The following is a 19,182-nucleotide window of genomic DNA, read 5'->3' on the forward strand; positions in this document are numbered from 1 at the left end:
TTTGTTGAGTATAATCCAATTTTTAAATAGCTTTATTCCAAAAGAGGCAATTGGTGATTTTTCCGCCGTAGAGCAGGAGAGAAGTGTCTTTAGCTTTTAATTAAGTTAGGGGTAATACGCTGTGAAGCAATCTTAGAAGCCAAGATTCCTAAGCCAAAAATGGTAGCTAATACAATAAGAATATTTAAGGCGTTAATTCTAACCGGATAAGGTAAGTCTGGGGTTAGCATTACTAATTCAAACATCAGTTGTAAAAAGACCACAAGCAAGCCTATACTTACGCCTATTAACCCACTTACCACAGTCATTAAACTTCCTTGTAAAAAGAAAATAGATTTAATAGTTTTTGTTTCAGTTCCTAAATTAAACAGGGTATTGAGTGAATTCTTTTTATCTAAAATCATCATAATGATGGCACCAATGACATTAAATAAGGCGATGATAATGACGAGCGTAAAAATTAAATACACGGCTAAATTTTCAGTATTTAGCATTTTAAATAAAGCATCGTTAAGTTGGGCTCTATTTTTTATGCTAAGTTGATCTCCAAAAGTTGTTTCAAGTTGTGCTCTTATATCATCTTCATTGGCTGTTGCAGCTAACTTAAGTTCAATAGCACTGAGCTGATTGGCGTTGTAACTAAGCAATTCCTTAGCCAATGAAATATCAGAAAAAATATAATTATTATTTAATTCTTCATTAATTTCAAATAGCCCCACGTTATTGACAAAGACAGAATTGTAATAATCCTTAACCGAGCTAGCCTGACCTTTACCGGCCTTAGGGACGTATAATGACAAGGATTTTCTAAAATCTAAAATACCAAAAGAGAGGTTGTTAGAAATCCCCCAACCCGAAACCACTTCATGGCTGTTAGGATGGATCCAACTGCCTTTAGTCACCATAGTATCAATTTGGGTAACATTAAGATAGTTGTTATCCACGCCTTTAAGAGTGGCAATAAGGTTTTTGTTGTCAGATTTAATAATAATGCGCTCTTCAATCACTTTGGAATAAGCCGTTATACCCTCAATATTTAATAAAGCGGTATGGTCGTTATCCGTCCATTGAAAGGATTTTCCTTCTGAAGGAATAAGTTTTAAATCTGGATCAACAAATGAAGAAAAGTTAAGGCTGTAATCCTTTAACCCTGCAAAAACCGATAAGACAATAAAGAGAGCTGCTGAAGCGATGATAACCCCTCCAGAAGCAATTAAAGTCATGATATTAATAGCATTATTACTGCTTTTTGAAAACAGATAACGTTTTGCTATATACAGGGGGAAATTCACTTAAGATTTTTTACGCTTACCTAATAAATCTGGATTCTCTAAAGGGTTGTCTTCTCCTTTTAAGGAACGTTCTATACCGTCAATATATTCTAAAGAATCATCAATAAAAAACTCTAATTGTGGCATACGTCTTAATTGGTGACGTGTACGCTGTGCTAATTCGTGTCTAATAAGTGGTTTATTAGACTGAATACCTTCTAATAAAGGTTGCGCTTCTTTATTTGGGAAAATACTTAAATAGACCTTAGCAACAGAGAGATCTGTAGTTACATTAACCTTACTCACCGAGATAATAACGCCTCTTAAGCCCCCGTCAGTAGCGGCTTTTTGTAAAACTTCAGCTAAATCTTGTTGGAGTATACCTCCTATCTTTTTTTGTCTTTGTGTAAATTCTTCCATAATATTCATTATTAACTAATGATCTGCAAAAGTAGAGGTTATTTAAAGATAATCTTATTTTTGAATGCAATTTATTCATATATATTCCATTTTAAGAGAAAAATAAAACCCGTTACAGATGAAAAAAATAGAGCATATCGGTATTGCTGTTAAAGATATTGAGCAGTCTAATCAGCTTTTTGCTACCTTATTCGGTGAAGCCCATTATAAAGTTGAAGAAGTCGAGCGGGAAGGGGTTAAAACCTCGTTTTTTCAGTGTGGACCTAATAAAATAGAACTGCTACAGGCAACAAATCCCGAGAGCCCAATTGCTAAATTTATTGCCAAAAGCGGGGAGGGGATGCATCATATTGCCTTTGCTGTTGATGATATTGAAGCTGAAATAGAGCGTTTAACACAAGAAGGATTTACCCTAATTCATAAAAGTCCTAAACTGGGCGCGGATGATAAATTAATTGCTTTTTTACATCCAAAATCTACTAATGGGGTATTAATTGAGTTGTGTCAGGATATAAAGGGATAAAAATACTTTGCCAGTTTTAAAATATGTAGTAATATTGCACACTCTTTTAACGAAGAGTAAAAATTAGCAGCAATGTTAATGGTCCCATAGCTCAGTTGGTTAGAGCACCTGACTCATAATCAGGTGGTCCTTGGTTCGAGCCCAAGTGGGACCACTAAAAAGCCCCGTAAACTCAATGTTTACGGGGCTTTGTGTTATTAAGGGGACAACAATAGGGACAAACATTCTTTCCACTATACTTTCTTTTTCCAATTTTCTATTAATAGCCTATATTTGAAATGCCTCAATGGGTATTAAATTATGTGAATTTAACGGCCATTAGACCTTTTTAGTTTAAATATGTTATATAGGATATTTTAATAGAAATCCTATTCTTTAATCTTCAATTAGCCCGATTTATAAAACCGTAAATTTCATATGAATGAAAGAGTCATGAACAGGAAGATAAATTCATTACTACTGGAGTAGTGTTTAATAAAAATAAATAAGTTATTTGACTATGGCAAATAGTAAACATGCGCATTTAAGGTATAACATTTTAGATTATTGCTTTCGAAATAAATCCTATACTTTCGATGAAATTTTAAAAGTATTAAATGAAAAAATAGCAGAGTATTATCCAGGTGAGGGTATTGCAATTAGAACACTTCGTGAAGATCTTAAGGTCTTAAGAGATGAAGAAAATGGTTTCGGAGCACCTTTGCCTTCTAAAATAAGAATACTAAAATATACGGACTCTAACTTTTCTATATCCAAACGTCCACTATTGCCTTACGAACAGTATCTAATTGAAGCAGCTCAACAATTACTTGATCGTTTTGAAAACCATCCTAAGTATAACAAACTGGCAGAAGCCTTAATCAAGTTTCAAGATGAAGAGGAGCAAGAAAACGACGAATCTAGAATATTATTTTATGATCATAACGAAGAATACAAGGGTATAAATCACCTTAAGCCATTATATCTAGCTATCAAGAAAAAGCAAGTTTTAAAAATAGTTTACAAAGGCTTTAAAGATAAGGAATCATCAGTATTTGAATTTCACCCACATATTTTAAAACAATACAATAGACGGTGGTTTGTTTTTGGGTATAATAAAACTAAAGCTATTACAGCATGGTGTATTCCATTAGATGAAAGACTTATCAGTTTTGAAACACTTGATGATGTCAATTATTTAGATTCGGACAAAGATTGGGAAATGTTTTTCAGAACAATGGTTGGTGTAACCAGAATAAACGAAAATGTAGAGCGCGTAGTTTTACGTTTCCATAATGGAAGGGAAAATTATTTTAAAACAAAACCATTTCAACCAGATTACGAAGAGTTTTTTGAAGAAGAAAAACAAGATCAAGTTTGGTTTGAGACAATAATTAATAAAGAATTAGTGCAACAGTTATTGTCCTATGGTCAAGAATTAGAGGTGTTAGAACCAGAATCTTTAAAAGAGCAAATGAGAGAACATTCAAATAAAATGCGACAGTTTTATAAAGAATAACTGTGCGGTTACTCTGCGTAGTTAAGTTGTTAATTTGCAGAGTAAAAGTAAATAGAGAAAATACATTTATGACCTTACACGAAGCAATAGAACAAGTACTACAAAACGCAGAAAAACCTCTTTTTTCAAGAGATATAGCTGATATTATAAATAATCTTAAACTTTACAAACGTAAAGACGGTCTTCCTGTATCTGCTTCACAGGTCACAACAAGAGCCAATAACTATTCAAAATTATTTACAAGAGAATCTGGAAAAATTAAATTGGTAAAAGATGATATTGTTAGCTTAAAATTTCAACACTATCGTAATAAGTTGATGCATGAATCTAAAACTATAAAAACGTTTGGTTGGGCAAATAAAAACGATGTCCTTGTTCGCGCTCTTGAAGACATATTACATGAAAATAATCATGAATATTTTTATAATATTATTTCAGAACCAGAAATAAATTTTACAAATAGAAATAAGCGTTCAAGAGAGAAATTACTGGTGGCTCATAAACTTTGTAACTGGTTTTTTAAACATTCAAATAACAATAGATCCTTAAGGTTAAGCGATAGTTTAATTACAGTGCTATCTGGCTTAAATTGGTTTCAATATAATGATAATAGTATCGAAACTTATTTTGAAGGATTTAATGACTTCGTTTTAAAAATTGCGGCTGATAACAAAAATGCATCATTTTCTATCAAAGAAAACTATAATCACAACCTTTTTAATGAATTCGAATATCGTAGCCATATAAACAGGTTAGTTTCAAAATTAATTGATCGAGGAAATCCTAACCATATAGCACCTCAAACAACAACTACAGGCATTTTCATTCCACCATTCAGAAGAAGGTCGGGCGTAAATTCTAATGGTGAGTTTGATGTGATGTTATCAAAATTACAAAATAATAATATCAATTTAGATAAGGCCATTTTAATAGCGCCATCCGGTATTTTAAGCAGTCAAGTACTCTTTAATAGAGAGGCAAGAGAACAAATTATAAACTCAGGTACATTAGAAGCTGTTATAGCACTTCCTAGTGGTATGATAGAAAATACAGGAATGCAAGTATCCATGCTTATTTTCGATTTTAATATTAGAGATAATCAGGTGTTCTTTTTAGATGCCTCAAATACCCTAAAAGGTGATATGTCAGAGGTGGTTAGAACAATAAATAATAAACGATATGTTAGAGATGTTTCCAGAACTATAACTTATAATAACCTCTTTAATTACGATTTAAACCCAAAGCGATATGTGATTGATATTGATGATATTGAGATAAAACCTGATCATAAATTATATCATATTGGTCAATTATTAAAACAGCGTAAGTACGGCGCTATGTTCAAAAACAAAGAAAGTTTGTACGTGGGCGGTGAGTTTAAGCTAATCAAAATGGGAGACATCGATAAAAATGGTCTTTATTTTGAACCCAAAGACAATATGCTCGGTATAGACCATGATGAAATTGAAAATATCGATAAAAATTTAGTTAAGGGTGGTTTAGTGTTAAGTGCATTTAACAACAAAATTAAAGCATCTGTTTTACCAAATGATATGTCATTTGTATTGGGGCATAATGTATATTGGTTGAAATTTTATGACAGTGAGGTTTTAGATGAATATGTAGCAAGAGAATTTACACAACCCTATGTAACTAAACAAGTAGAATATTATTCCAGAGGAGCCACAATAGCTAGGTTAAGCCTTAAGGATTTAATGGAAATTCAAATTCAGATTCCAAGTCTAGAAGAGCAAAAAAATATTCTTTTTAAAGAGTTTAGGAAATCGGAAAAACCAGTTCGAAGTGAAAGTGTTACAAACCAAGAACAAGATTTTATTAAAACGCTTAAGCATACACTTAAACAACCCTTATCTAGTTTGGGCAATGATTTTACATCAATAAAATCTTTTTTAAATAAAAAAATAAAAGCCAAAGATACAATTGAAAGTAACGAAACTATTGTACCGGTATTTGATACAGATACACCAGAGCAAATTGAAATCCATACCTTAAAAAACACACTGGACAGAATGGAACGTGCTGTAACCGATATGGATTATATTTTAGAGCAAGCGATAAAAATAATTTCAATTTCAGAGCCAATAAAAGAAAACATTCAGCTTAAGAAATTTTTACAAAACATTGCTTCAGAATATCCCAATATTCAATTTAAAATAACTGGGAAAGAAGTAGAGTTTTTGTCAGACCGTAAACAATTAAGAATCTTAATGCATAATTTTATTACAAATGCTATAAAACATGGGTTTAAAGATAGTATAGAAAAACCAATAATTTGGTTAGAGATTAAGGCCAAAGATGCGATTTCATTTCAGTTGTCAATCCGAAATAATGGCTTACCATTACCACCAGAGTTTACCATTCAAGATTTCCTAGCAAAAGGAAGTTCAATAAGATCAGACGTTGGTAGTGGTTTCGGTGGTTTCTTAATAGGCTTAATCTTAAAAAAGCATAAAGGAACTATTGATTTAATAAAAAATGAGGGCTTTGGAATAATGCCGCATAACGTAGAATTTTTAATAACATTACTAAAATAAAAATAATGTCAAAACCTTTAAGAATATTATTAGTTGACGATAAGAAAGATTATTGCGAATCCTTATCAGGAGTAGCGCGTCATAATAACATTCAGTTGGAATATAAATTAGATTGGGAAACTGGCTTCGAGCTATTGCGTAATGACCCAACAATAGAGTTTGTTATCCTAGACGGAAAAGGCAAAATTGAAGCAGACCAAGAGGTCGAAAAGGATAATTTTGCGTTAAGAGCTATAAAAGATTTGGATGCCTATGCAATGCAAATTGGTAAACACATCCCGTACTGTGTGAATACGGGTTTTATAGATCGTTTTGAATCTTTTGAAGGTAATGTTCAGATATATGAAAAGAAAGATGAAGATAGAGACAAAATGTTTACATACATTGCTCAAGAAATCGCTAAATCTGATTACCGAACAGCTAGATTAAAATATGAAGAACCATTCAGAGCATTCGATAAAGGTATCGTTAGTAACACTTATGAGCATTTATTAGTGAAAATAATTCAAGCTTATGAGGCAAAAGACTTCCGCAAAAGAAACATTAATGTTCAAAGAGATTTACTAGAGGCTATTTATATCGGATTAAATAATCCTATTCCATGTATCCCTAATGGCTTATTCAAAGATGATGGAAAACCAAACCATGAATGGTGCACCCGTTTTATGGAAGATAGAGAAACAAATGGAAATAAACTAAACAAAGCAATACCTCAAGACATAAAGTCAGCCTTTAGAAAATTAAAAGAGTCCACCAATAGATATTCTCATATCGATGACAATGAGATTTTAAAAGCACCTTTTTCATCAAACAAATTTTTACTTATTGAAATTTTAGAGTGGCTTCCAATATTTGTAGAAAATAACTATAAAAATTACTTATAAAATTACATGATCACAGGACAAATAAAACAACAAATAGACGCCATCTGGAACACCTTCTGGACAGGCGGAATATCAAACACTATCACAATCGTTGAGCAGTTAACATATCTCATTTTTATCAAAGATTTAGATGAAACTGAAACGCGTAACGAGCGTATGGCAAAACGTCTTAACAAAGAGTTTAGCCCTGTTTTCGGGCCAGACCAGCAAGATTTTAGATGGAAAAATTTGAAAGAAATGGACGTACAAGCACGTCACAACATTTTTAATAATTCTGTTGATGGTATTTTCCCTTTCATACGTAGTTTAGGAAGCGAAAAAAGTTTGTTTTCTACCTACATGAAAGACGCATCGTTTGGCATAAACAAAGCAGCAACTTTAGACCTAGTTATTGAAAAACTTGAGCGTGTAGACATGTCAAAACAAGACATAAAAGGAGATATTTACGAGTATCTTTTATCTAAACTAGAAGGTGGAGGTACATCTGGCCAGTTTAGAACACCAAGACACATTATTAAGTTAATGACAGAAATGATGCAACCTACTTTAGAAGACACCATTTGTGATCCTTCAGTAGGTACCGCAGGTTTTTTGGTGGCAGCTAAAGAATACATAGATAAGCACTACGATATTACAGAGCTAGATAAACACAAAAACCACATAAACAAACACATGTTTAATGGTACCGAGTTTGATGCTACCATGTTACGTATTGCCTCAATGAACCTATTTTTACACGGTGTAGAAGAACCTAATATTGTAGATGTAGATGCGGTAAGTAAGGATAACGAGGTAAGTGATGCTTATACATTAGTATTGGCAAACCCACCATTTAAAGGCACGATAGATAAAGAAAGTATTGCGCCAGGTTTACGTAATGTAACAGACACCACAAAAACAGAATTACTATTTTTAGCTTTAATGCTTCGCCAATTGAAAAAAGGAGGGCGAGCCGCAGTAATTGTGCCAGATGGCGTCTTGTTTGGAGCCGGAAAAGCCTTTAAAAGCATACGTTCTGAAATTGTAGCTAACCATAAGTTGGAAGCCGTAATCTCCTTGCCTAGTGGTGTGTTTAAACCCTATTCTGGAGTAAGTACGGCTATTATTGTGTTTACCAAAACCGATAATGGTGGTACAGACAATGTGTGGTTTTACGATATGTTGGCAGATGGTAAATCTTTAGACGATAAACGTAATCTATTGGTGGAACCAGAAGTATTTGAAGCCTTTTCTTTTGATGGCGTTGTCACATCGAGCGCAGTCGAGCTGCACGATAAATTTAACCTGCCAGATATTTTAGCGCGTTTTCCAAAACGATATGAAGACACTAGAGCACGAACCGAACAGTCCTTCTTAGTGCCTTTTGCTGAAATTAAAGAAAACGATTGGGACTTATCCATTAATCGCTATAAAGAAATTGTGTATGAAGAAGTGGAATATGATGCGCCTAATGAAATAATTGAAAGAATCAATCTTTTATCTGACGAGCGTAATAAAATATTAGCTAATCTAAATTCTATTTAATAATGATGAGTTTGGAGTATAAAAAATTAAACGAAGTTTTAGATTATGAACAACCGTCAAAATATATAGTTAAGACAACTGATTATGATGATAGTTTTGAAACACCAGTTTTAACAGCGGGTAAATCTTTTTTGCTTGGATATACTAAAGAAAAGGAAGGAGTATTCAAAAATGTTCCTGCAATAATATTTGATGATTTTACGACATCTTTTCATTATGTAGACTTCCCTTTTAAAGTGAAATCTTCAGCTATGAAAATACTTACGGCTAAAGGGGGTTTTGTTGATTTGAAATATGTTTATTTACAAATGAAGCAAGTAAGAATAGATACTCAACTTCATAAACGATACTGGATTTCTAGATTTTCAAATAAAGAAATCCCTTTTCCTAAAATTGATCTTGAAAATAATTATTCTAAAACCCAAAAACACATCGCTCAGATTCTAGACGATGCTGCTGCCTTACGCGATAAAACAAAATTGCTTTTAGAAGAATACGATGCACTTGCACAATCTATCTTTTTGGATATGTTTGGGGATCCTGGAGTAAATGATAAAAATTGGAAATTTGAAGAATTTGGATCATATATCAATGTGTTAACAGATTATCATGCAAATGGTAGTTATCAAATTTTAAGTAAAAACGTCGAATTATCTAATGATAAAGATTATGCACTAATGGTAAGAACTACCGATTTGGAAAACAATAATTTTGAAACTGACGTAAATTATATTACCGAAAAAGCATATAATTTTTTAAAAAAATCAAAGGTTTATGGTGGAGAAATTATTATTAATAAAATAGGTAGTGCTGGAAAAGTTTATTTAATGCCATATTTAGATCGTCCAGTATCTTTAGGTATGAACGCTTTTATGTTACGGTTGAAACCTAGTATGAATAGCTTGTTTGCATATTTCTATTTACACACAAAATATGGTGAATGGCAGATTAGTAAAAGGGTTAAAGGAGCTGTGACAAAAACTATAAGAAAAGATGCAGTTAGAGCAATACCAATTATTGTGCCTCCTATTGAACTCCAAAACCAATTCGCAGAAAAAATAGCCTTAATTGACCAACAAAAGGCGTTAGCCAAACAAGAGCTACAAGAAAGTGAAGATTTGTTTAATTGTTTGTTACAAAAGGCGTTTAAAGGGGAGTTGGTGTAAATATGCCCAGTTATAAATATATATCGTATTATAAGTTGTATAGAGCTTCATTGCTTGAAAAAATGTATGCATCAGAAAGAACTACTAATATTGGAAAAATATATTTTATTAATCCGCCTTATGAGGATTTAGTGTTAAAACTTTGGAAAGATGTTATTTTTATAGAATACCATAAGAAAAGTAGTTTAACATTAAGTGAAATAACAAGAAGTAATTTAGAAAAATTAGAGACCAAACTAGAAACTGTTGTTGTTTTTAAATTCTGGCGTAAAGGTGTAATAATAGATCCTATAAATAAGTTTGAATTTCCTGATACTAAAACAGGAATGAAGCTTCGTGCAGATTATTTTGTCATGATTGCCAATTTAGCCTTAACCTGTTTTGGTAACCAAATAGATGCTTAGCACAATATCATAAAGGATGAAAAGTAAAATAATTTTAATTAAATGCTATTAATCAAAAATGAATAAACACTTAAACATTTATAAAACCTATTCTAAAGTTAATAGAGAAAATTATCAATTAGAAGATGATCTAACAAGAGCATTAGCTATTGTTTTACAAGAAAATGACGTGTTTTTACATCAGTTTTTAAATCATATTTTAACACAAAAAGAGAATGTTTACAGTAATATTTTTGATGACTATACAAATAAAAATCCAATAGAAATTGATATTCAAAAACCTGTAGAATCTATAGATGGCTTTGATCATTTATTTGCGGTGCGTATAAGTGGTAATGCCATGGGAAATGATTTTTATAATCAAAACCATAATCAAGAGTATAACCCAGTTACAGACCTATTTATTCAAATAGATAACATGGCTGTCATTTTTGAGGTTAAACCAAACAATCATAATAGTACAGCGCAATTGTACAATCAAGCTTTTAATACAATTAAAAGTGACGAGTCTTTAACAATGCAAAACGATGTTACAGCTGTAGATTTTAATTGGCCACTAATTATGCAAATGGCAGTTCGTGTAAATAATTATCAGATTGCTATTAATAAAAAATCTAGGTTATTAGATAATTTTATTTCGTACATAAAAATGCACAACTACCAATGGTTACCTCAATTGTCATTAAGTGCATTAAACTTTACTGAAAATAGTAGTAGTATTTCAAAGAGGTTAAATGATGCTATCGAAAACTCAGACAATACAGCAATTAATAACCGTTTGGGTATTAAATGTAATTTTGGTTGGGCAGAAGAAATCCTTTTATACTTAAACCTTAAGACAGAAAAAGTTAGTTTTTCTGTTTACCCTGGAAATACTAAAGCACAAGGGTATCATATTTTTAAAAGTGATGGTGAGCCTCAGTTTAAAAAAACGCTTTATATAAATAAGGAGGATAGAAAAATTAATAAAAATTATCATATTAAGTTTTCTGGTCAAAGTTATATAACTGGACTATGGGCTGGAGAAAAAGATTTTAAAAAACCATTATACACTAAAGCTAATTTTTATAATCACTCTGGCAGAAAGAAAAAAAGTTTGCATTGGGATTCTATTAAAAATCTACTTGATACTACTTTTAATGATGATTATGATTGGAAGGAATACTGTAAGTGGGATAAAAAGTTAATTGACTCTAATCGTACTCAATTTGACATATCTTTTGGTTACGAATTAAGTATAAGTATACCATTTAAAGAGTTGCAATTATTAGATACAGATAAAAATGATTTAACAAATCTAATTCATTTAATTAATGAAGTTAAAGAAGCATTTAAAACGGTTTTAATAAAATAATGAATTACAGAGAAGAAACATATCCAGGTGATTTGTCTTTGTTATTAGTTAAAGCAAATAAAATAGCTAGGACTATTCTCAAAAAATTAAACTTCAATAATTGTCCAAGTATTAATGATTTGTTTTTTGAGTTACACAAAACCTGTGGTGTTCAACCGGAATATTCAGTGATACGTAATAAAAAAGCATTTAACGAGTTGGGATATCTTCCCAATATAAAATCAGGAAAAGTAAAATCTAATAATGAGTTCAAAGGCTTGTATGTTTTTGGCGAGGAAATAAAAGGTAAAGTAACACCAGTATACGTTGGAATTAGTAGAACTGTATACAGAAGACTGAGACAGCACGGTTTTGGTAAATTGCATAATGAGTCAACCCTTGCTTATTTAATGGCAAAAAACGAAAAAGAAGAACTTACTAGAGCAAGTTCTAGTAATAGTATCCTAGAACCAAAAAGGGAGATTTTGAGAAATTTTAAGGTGGTGCTATATCCAGTATTAAATGACTATGAATTGTATTTTTATGAAGTAGCATTAGCAGGTATTTTAAAAACAAAATGGAATACTTTCCGAACACATTAGTATATTAGAAGTATGAATTCAAATTTCCAGTTTCTTAAAGACGAGTTTGCCACCTTTCACGATAGAGCAGTTAAGGCAGAACAGTTGGTTATTCCAGATCCACGTACATCACTAGTTTATAGTCGTATGGCGTTAGAAGAAGCTATAAATTGGATGTATGCGAATGACGAAGACCTCGAGCAACAATATAACACAACCTTACATAACTTATTAGTACAGCCGGAATTTAAAGAACAATTCAATCATAAATTATATAATGAATTATTCATTATTAAGAATGCAGGAAACTTAGCAGCACACAACAAGCCAGTAAATGATATAGATTCACACAAAGCTATAGAGGCACTCTTCTATTTTGGCAAGTGGTTTATCAAATCATACGCTAAAGAGCCAGTAAGTGAAATAGGAATTTTTGATTTTGATTATCTTCCTAAAGAAGGTGGTAGTACACTTTCACGCAAACAAATAAAACAACTTCAAGAGCAACTTGATAAAGAACTAGATACGTATCAAGAGCAACTAAAAACCAAAGAAGCCGAAAGACAGCAACTAGCTGATGAAAATGAGCTATTTAAAAAGCAAATAGAAGCATTACAAGCACAAATAGAAGCGAATAAAGTTGAGGCTAATGTAGAAGATGAAGTTAACCATCCACGTAACGAAGCAGAAACACGTAAGTATCTTATAGATGTAGCTTTACGTGAAGCGGGTTGGGATTTAAAAGGAGTTAACGATAAAGAATACAAGGTGCAATACATGCCCAAATCTACAAACACCTCAGAAACAGGCTATGTAGATTATGTATTATGGGATGATGACGGTTTACCACTAGCACTTGTAGAAGCAAAACGCACCTTGGAAAGTGCGAGCAAAGGTGAAAATCAAGCGCAACTGTATGCTGATAGTTTAGAAAAAATGCATGGGCAAAGACCTGTAATGTATTACAGTAATGGTTATGAAATTTTCTTGTGGGACGATCAGTTTTACAAACAAGCAAGACCTGTACACGGTTTTTATACCAAAGCAGAATTACAAACGGTTATGTTTCGTCGTACACATCGTAAAGATATTCGTACTGCAACAATAGACACTGACATTGTAGAACGTTTTTACCAAATGCGTGCTATTAAAAGTATTGCAGAACATTTTACAGGAAATGATAAAAGTGTCGGAAAGTTAGTAGGTACCAATCGTGGCGCATTACTAGTATTAGCAACAGGAACAGGAAAAACTAGAACCTCAATCGCTTTTTCGAAACTCTTATTAGAGTGTAATTGGGCTAAACGTATTTTATTTTTAGCAGATAGAACTAGTTTAGTAGATCAAGCAAAACGAAACTTTGTAAAACATCTACCAGAACATACCAGTGTAAATTTATTAGAAGAAAAAGACAATCTAGAAGCACGTTTTGCCTTTTCAACCTATCAAACAATGATGGGGTTAATAGACCGTAGTCGTGAAGAAGAAGCTCGTTTTTATGGTGTTGGACATTTCGATCTAATTATTATTGATGAAGCACACCGCTCTATTTATAAAAAATACCAAGCTATTTTTGAGTATTTCGATGCCTTATTCTTGGGCTTGACTGCTACACCAAAAGGTAATATTGATAAAAACACCTATCATGTTTTCGGTTTGCCCGACAAATCACCAACGGATGCCTATGATTTCCCTGAAGCTGTTGCTAACAAACACTTAGTACCTTATTATACTATAGAAGTACCAACAAAATTTTTAAGAGAAGGGATTAAATACGACGAGCTTTCAGAGGTAGAAAAAGAGGAGTTTGAAGAAGAAATACTAGATGGAGAAGAAGCAACAGGAAATGAATGGATTGCCTCTTCAGAATTAAACACCTGGTTATTCAATAAGCCTACAGCTAAAAAAACACTACAATATGTTTTAGAAAATGGCATCAAAAAACGAGGTGGTGATGAATTAGGTAAAACTATCATTTTTGCAAAAAACAGGAAGCATGCTCAATTTCTTAAAGACACCTTTATGGAATTAGATAAAGAACAATTTGGTAATGATTATGTAAAAGTGATAACACATAAAGAAGATAAAGCCAAAGAGTTTATTAATCGTTTTTGTGATGAAGAGAAGGATCGTTTACCACAAATTGCTATCTCTGTAGATATGATGGACACAGGAATTGATGCTCCGAGTTGTGTGAATTTAGTGTTTTATAAACCAGTAAAATCTAAATCTAAGTTTTGGCAAATGATAGGTCGTGGTTCTCGTTTACGTCCAGATTTGTTTGGTGCTGGTCAAGATAAAACGCATTTCTTAATTTTTGACCTATGTGGCAATTTTGAATTTTTTAATGAAAATCCAGAGGGTATTGAAACAAGCTCACAAAAGAGTTTAACAGAGATTTTATTTGGCTTAAGATTACGTCTTGCAGAATATTTAAAAAGCAATCAGTTTATAGACGATGATGCACTACAAAATTTTAGAACGGAGTTGTTAGATGGTTTACATAAAGATATTGAAATACTAGATTTAGATCGATTTGATGTAAAAATGAAACTAGAAATAGTACACGAATTTGGTAATGAAAATCGTGAGATCTGGAACCATTTATCCAAACGTGATGTAAAGCATATAGAAGATGAATTAGCACCTTTAGTTAAACCACAAAAAGGAGATACAGACTTAGCGAGATATTATGATAAATTACTTTTCACGCTAATAACTAAAAGACTCGAAACACCAAACAGTGAAGAGTATATCAATAGCTTTATGATACCTATTACAAAAGTAGTAGGGACATCAAAAAAACTTTTAAAGAAAACGACTATACCAGCGGTCAAGTCTAAAGAAGCATTAATAAAATTACCACTAGAAGAGGATTTCTGGAAAGTAGAAGGTATTGTTCACCTTGAGAAACTAAGAAAAGGGGTTCGTGAGCTAGTAAAATATATAGATCCAGAGGATCAGCGTTATGTTACTACAGATTTTGCAGACTATATTATTGAAGATGAAATAAAAACTAATAGATTTTCAGATACAGAATCACCAGAATATACATCGCCCTTTCAAAATAATGTACATCGTTTAGAGCAATTAATTCGTGAGAATGAAAACCATATTACTATAGCTAGAATTAGAAAAGGGGAAACTATTACTAAAGAAGAATTACAAGCTTTAGAAGATATACTGTTTAAAGGAGGTATAGATAAAGAAGCTATTGAGAAAGAATTGGGTTCACAGTTTAGTCTAGTAAAATTCATCATAGCGTTAATGGGCTTAAGTCCAGAGAAAGTAGATGCTGCTTTTGCAAAATTCACCAATGATTACAAGCTAAACGCAGTACAAATACAATTTCTAGATACTATAAAAAAATTCTTAACCAGTAATGGAAAGATAGAACCTAGTAAATTATATGATGCACCATTTAAAAATTATCATAGCATGGGTATTGATGGCGTTTTTACTAAACAACAAGGCGACATAATCTTCAAAATTGTGGAGGACTTTAACCAGGCAAACTAACCTCATTACTTAATCTCTTTTATAGACTATGCGATTATATTGCATAGTTCCGTCATATAATTGCAGTATTAATCTTAAATACTGTTCTTATGACTGCATATCAAAACTTTTGGGACGCTGAGATAGAAACGCTTCTTCAGCAATTAGACGCACCACAATCTCTAGAAGAGAATATCGTGGACACATTAAACAATTCGACAAGAACCGGAATCTTCCCTAATCAAATTATTAATGCACTTCGTATTGGTTTGTCTTTAAAAGAAGGCAATCAGAATATGGCATTTGTAGCTTCGATGCAAAGTGGCAAGTCTGGAACTGTATATTTTTTATGCAATTATGTATTACCTGCAATAGGTTTGATTAAAGAATACGAATCCATCTTGTTTGTAACGAGTATGCGTGATACAGATTTATACAATCAGAATTGTCGTGTATTACAACGTGAATATTACGATTGTGTAACAGGTGATATGAAACCTTCGGTATTAAAAGTAATGAAAATGAGTGATTTCTTTAATCATCCAAATCCTCATAAAGTCGTAAACGAATTTGATGTGCAGTTAATTGTTCGTGACGAGGACCAATATGGTTCTGGTGTAGAATCTTCATTTGAATTAGCCTTTTTTGCTGAACTTCGTTACCGTATGCCAGATATTAAATTACTTGCGGTAAGTGCTACACCTTATGATATTTTAGATGCACAATTTACAGGAGCAACAGATGTAGATGTAATAGTTGGTGTGCGTCCACCAGAGTATTATGGTATTTCTGAAATGTTAGCTGATGGTGTTATTGAAGACATTCCAGAAGGGTTTAGACCAATGCAATCTCAAGAAATAGATGGAGAAGTACACTATTCAATTCATCCAAAGACCGAAGAATATGTAAACCATTTAAACGCTTTTGAGAATGGATTAGGAATCATTAGAGTATCCAATACCGCAAGAGCGATTGAGTTAAGAAGGTTACTAAAGGATCAGTATAAAAAGCAATGTACCACTATCGTAATCGGTTCCGATGTTGCATGTGATTTTAGTATTAATGAAGGGATTAAGGAGATTTCTGATTTGATTCTAAAAAGAGGACAACGCGTAGTACTTATAATTGTTCAAGCACTTACAGCCGGTAAAGATTTAGGTATAATTAAAGAAAAAGTACGTTTTGGTATTGAACCAAGAGATAGACAGCTAGCAAACGGAGCGCAAGGTATTACAGGTCGTTTTTGTGGGTATCATAAAAATCGTGATTTTAAACTGATCGCCAGCAGAAGCCTATTAGAACACTATGCACAGTTTGAACAAGATTGGGAGATTTTTGCAGACGAAGACTGGCGTAACGATTTATTCAATAGTAATGTTAGAGGCTTGAGCACGCATACAAAGTTTGTAAAAACGCAATCTGAAGGAGCATTTACACCTATTGAGCATATTGAAGCCCTTACTTATGATCAATTGCTAACTGAAGCAGGGCGAGAAAGTTTATCATTTATTGATGATGATGCATACCACCGTTTACTAGATTATTTTAAGGCAACGTTTTACAATGTTTCTACAAAAGGAACACGTTTCAAACAAAAAGGTGTTACTGTACGTATCGCTTCTGGTTATAACCAAGCAAGTAATCGTGTGTATCGTAATTGGAACTGTAATTTAGAAAATGATTTTGGTAATATTTTCTTTAAAAAGAATCCATATCAATTTGGTCTTCTAATTAGCAATTATCCTATAAATGATGAGCGCAATACTTTAGGATTTACTGGTATCAAAATTCTTAAATCTGGGAAGCAAGAATGGCGTGACCAAGAAACCAATGTGCAAAACAATTCTATGTACGGTAATAATGATGCTGCCTAATGTCATTCGTGTCAGTAGGTTACAAATTCGTTCATCTGTTTAAGATGTAGTTTAACTAAAAAGTGATGAGAATAAAAGGTCCATAATGACAACTTGTCAATTTAAGAAAGCCTTAACAGTTTGGAATAATGATTGTCAAATTTATAAGCATAAAAAAGTCCCAACATTAGACCGGAAGGACTTTTAAAATTGAAAGTGAGTAGTATAATGTAAAGGATACTACCCCATATTTTGTGGCGCAAATATAGTGTCTCACTTCCAACCTACAAAATATTCCTATTTCCTTTCACGGTTTAGGTCAATCGTCTGTAAACGTTGACCATCTAATTAATTCAGAATACAAATGGAAAATTTTCATTTAGTACACGATAATGGTGTGTACAAACTTAAGAAAGAGAATGCACAGCGCGCTTCTAAAATTATTAAAACGAATAAGACAGAGGCTATCAAGACGGCAAGGGATTTTGTTCAAAGCCAAGGTGGTGGTTCACTTAAAATTCACAAAAATAAAGGTGGTTTTCAAGAAGAAAGAACCTACCCACGAGCTAACGACCCAAAACAATCTAAAGGATAAAATATGGAAAAGAATTACGATGAATTAATAGGTAGAGTTAAGTCTAGATATAATCCAGCAGCGATCGATGAATCAAGACTTTTAAATGAATCACTTAGGGTGGAATTAAAAGCTTTGTCAGGCTCTAAAGTTATGGAATATATTAAGCGATCTATGCAAGGTGTTGAGCCAGCATATACACAGAATACAATAGTTGCAGGCGATAAAGTCAAAACTCATCTTAAAAACAATAATCCAAATCTAGATTATGAGTATCAAGGATCAGTAATGAGTAATACTCATATAAAAGGTTATAGTGATATTGATCTTGTTCAATTGTGTAATAAATTTTATGGTCACGATTCAAGAACTGAATTTACGGAAGAATATCGAAAATCAAATCTTACTGAAACGCAACGGTGGGCATTATTAAAGGTAATTGAAGGTTCAACTTATACTGGTAATGCTGATCAAGATTTACGGACTATGCGACTAGAAGCCGAAAACGTGCTTGGTATAATATATAATGATGTAGATATTTCAAAAGATAAATCTATAGAAGTCAATATAACAAACCCTAAACGTAAAGTTGATGTTGTAACCGCATCTTGGTATAGGTCTGTAAAATCAACAAAATCAGGTGATAAAACTGATAAAGGTATTTGTATTTATGACAAAAATAAAAATGTAAGATTACCCGTGGATTACCCGTTTTTAAAAATAAAACTGCTAAATGATAAAGACAAGAGCGTTAATGGACGTCTGAAGAAAATGATTAGGTTTTTGAAAACAATTAAAGCTGATTCAGATATCAAAATCAAAATTAGCAGTTTCGATATTTCATCAATATGCTATAACATAGACTCTCTTTCATACGACTATAAACCGTATTATGAGCTTGTTTATGTTTTGCAAGTAGAGTTAGGAAAAATTATTGCAGACGATTTTTACCGTAATAACATAAAATCGATTGATGGTACTGAATATATTTTTAGAGATAAACCTGAAAAGTATAGTCAATTGTTTATTCTTTTAAATGAACTAAATATTATTAAGAAGGACTTGGTAGGTAATAACGCAATAACAAGATTTTTATAA

General features: G+C 32.3%; 15 protein-coding genes and 1 tRNA gene. 14 read left to right on the plus strand and 2 right to left on the minus strand.

Translation table 11 applies throughout. The annotated features are described in order from the left end of the window. Positions 1 to 89: 89 nt before the first annotated feature. On the minus strand, positions 90 to 1,223 hold the full coding sequence (locus DFQ08_RS02045) for an ABC transporter permease (RefSeq protein ID WP_317048370.1): 1,134 nt from the start codon (positions 1,221 to 1,223) through the stop codon (positions 90 to 92). A 69-nt stretch (positions 1,224 to 1,292) separates the two neighbouring features. Further along, complete coding sequence (gene rbfA / locus DFQ08_RS02050; protein ID WP_114308651.1) at positions 1,293 to 1,691, minus strand: 30S ribosome-binding factor RbfA; 399 nt, start codon at positions 1,689 to 1,691, stop codon at positions 1,293 to 1,295. 118 nt (positions 1,692 to 1,809) lie between these two features. Between rbfA and mce the strand changes: the two genes are divergently transcribed. The 14 genes from mce to DFQ08_RS02120 all read left to right on the plus strand — a co-directional run bounded on the left by mce (position 1,810) and on the right by DFQ08_RS02120 (position 19,182). Then, entirely contained in the window at positions 1,810 to 2,214 is a 405-nt protein-coding gene (gene mce / locus DFQ08_RS02055) for a methylmalonyl-CoA epimerase (protein WP_114308130.1), read from the plus strand. 80 nt (positions 2,215 to 2,294) lie between these two features. Further along, a tRNA-Ile gene (locus DFQ08_RS02060) sits at positions 2,295 to 2,368 on the plus strand. A gap of 345 nt (positions 2,369 to 2,713) precedes the next feature. Then, entirely contained in the window at positions 2,714 to 3,712 is a 999-nt protein-coding gene (locus DFQ08_RS02065; RefSeq protein WP_114308131.1) for a helix-turn-helix transcriptional regulator, read from the plus strand. A gap of 68 nt (positions 3,713 to 3,780) precedes the next feature. Further along, entirely contained in the window at positions 3,781 to 6,267 is a 2,487-nt protein-coding gene (locus DFQ08_RS02070; RefSeq protein ID WP_114308132.1) for an N-6 DNA methylase, read from the plus strand. Positions 6,268 to 6,272: 5 nt separating this feature from the next. After that, positions 6,273 to 7,151: a hypothetical protein gene (locus DFQ08_RS02075; protein ID WP_114308133.1), complete on the plus strand. Its 879-nt coding sequence runs from the start codon at positions 6,273 to 6,275 to the stop codon at positions 7,149 to 7,151. A gap of 6 nt (positions 7,152 to 7,157) precedes the next feature. Then, a complete protein-coding gene (locus tag DFQ08_RS02080; protein ID WP_114308134.1) occupies positions 7,158 to 8,675 on the plus strand; it encodes a type I restriction-modification system subunit M in 1,518 nt (505 codons plus the stop codon). A gap of 11 nt (positions 8,676 to 8,686) precedes the next feature. Next, positions 8,687 to 9,841: a restriction endonuclease subunit S gene (locus tag DFQ08_RS02085; protein WP_220235570.1), complete on the plus strand. Its 1,155-nt coding sequence runs from the start codon at positions 8,687 to 8,689 to the stop codon at positions 9,839 to 9,841. Positions 9,842 to 9,903: 62 nt separating this feature from the next. Then, complete coding sequence (locus tag DFQ08_RS02090; RefSeq protein WP_114308136.1) at positions 9,904 to 10,245, plus strand: hypothetical protein; 342 nt, start codon at positions 9,904 to 9,906, stop codon at positions 10,243 to 10,245. A gap of 58 nt (positions 10,246 to 10,303) precedes the next feature. Continuing rightward, on the plus strand, positions 10,304 to 11,599 hold the full coding sequence (locus tag DFQ08_RS02095; protein ID WP_114308137.1) for a hypothetical protein: 1,296 nt from the start codon (positions 10,304 to 10,306) through the stop codon (positions 11,597 to 11,599). Further along, on the plus strand, positions 11,599 to 12,180 hold the full coding sequence (locus DFQ08_RS02100; RefSeq protein WP_114308138.1) for a GIY-YIG nuclease family protein: 582 nt from the start codon (positions 11,599 to 11,601) through the stop codon (positions 12,178 to 12,180). The genes DFQ08_RS02095 and DFQ08_RS02100 overlap by 1 nt, the downstream gene beginning before the upstream one ends. Before the next feature lie 12 nt (positions 12,181 to 12,192). Further along, positions 12,193 to 15,678, plus strand: coding sequence for a DEAD/DEAH box helicase family protein (locus DFQ08_RS02105; RefSeq protein WP_114308139.1), 3,486 nt, complete (start codon positions 12,193 to 12,195; stop codon positions 15,676 to 15,678). Between the two features lie 89 nt (positions 15,679 to 15,767). Next, complete coding sequence (locus tag DFQ08_RS02110) at positions 15,768 to 17,531, plus strand: hypothetical protein (protein ID WP_114308140.1); 1,764 nt, start codon at positions 15,768 to 15,770, stop codon at positions 17,529 to 17,531. 343 nt (positions 17,532 to 17,874) lie between these two features. After that, complete coding sequence (locus DFQ08_RS02115; protein ID WP_114308141.1) at positions 17,875 to 18,105, plus strand: DUF2188 domain-containing protein; 231 nt, start codon at positions 17,875 to 17,877, stop codon at positions 18,103 to 18,105. Between the two features lie 3 nt (positions 18,106 to 18,108). Further along, the gene (locus DFQ08_RS02120; RefSeq protein ID WP_114308142.1) at positions 18,109 to 19,182 is read left to right on the plus strand and encodes a hypothetical protein; all 1,074 of its coding nucleotides are present in this window, start codon (positions 18,109 to 18,111) and stop codon (positions 19,180 to 19,182) included.

Origin of the sequence: Winogradskyella arenosi (assembly GCF_003337305.1) — a bacterium.
Lineage (GTDB): Bacteria > Bacteroidota > Bacteroidia > Flavobacteriales > Flavobacteriaceae > Winogradskyella > Winogradskyella arenosi.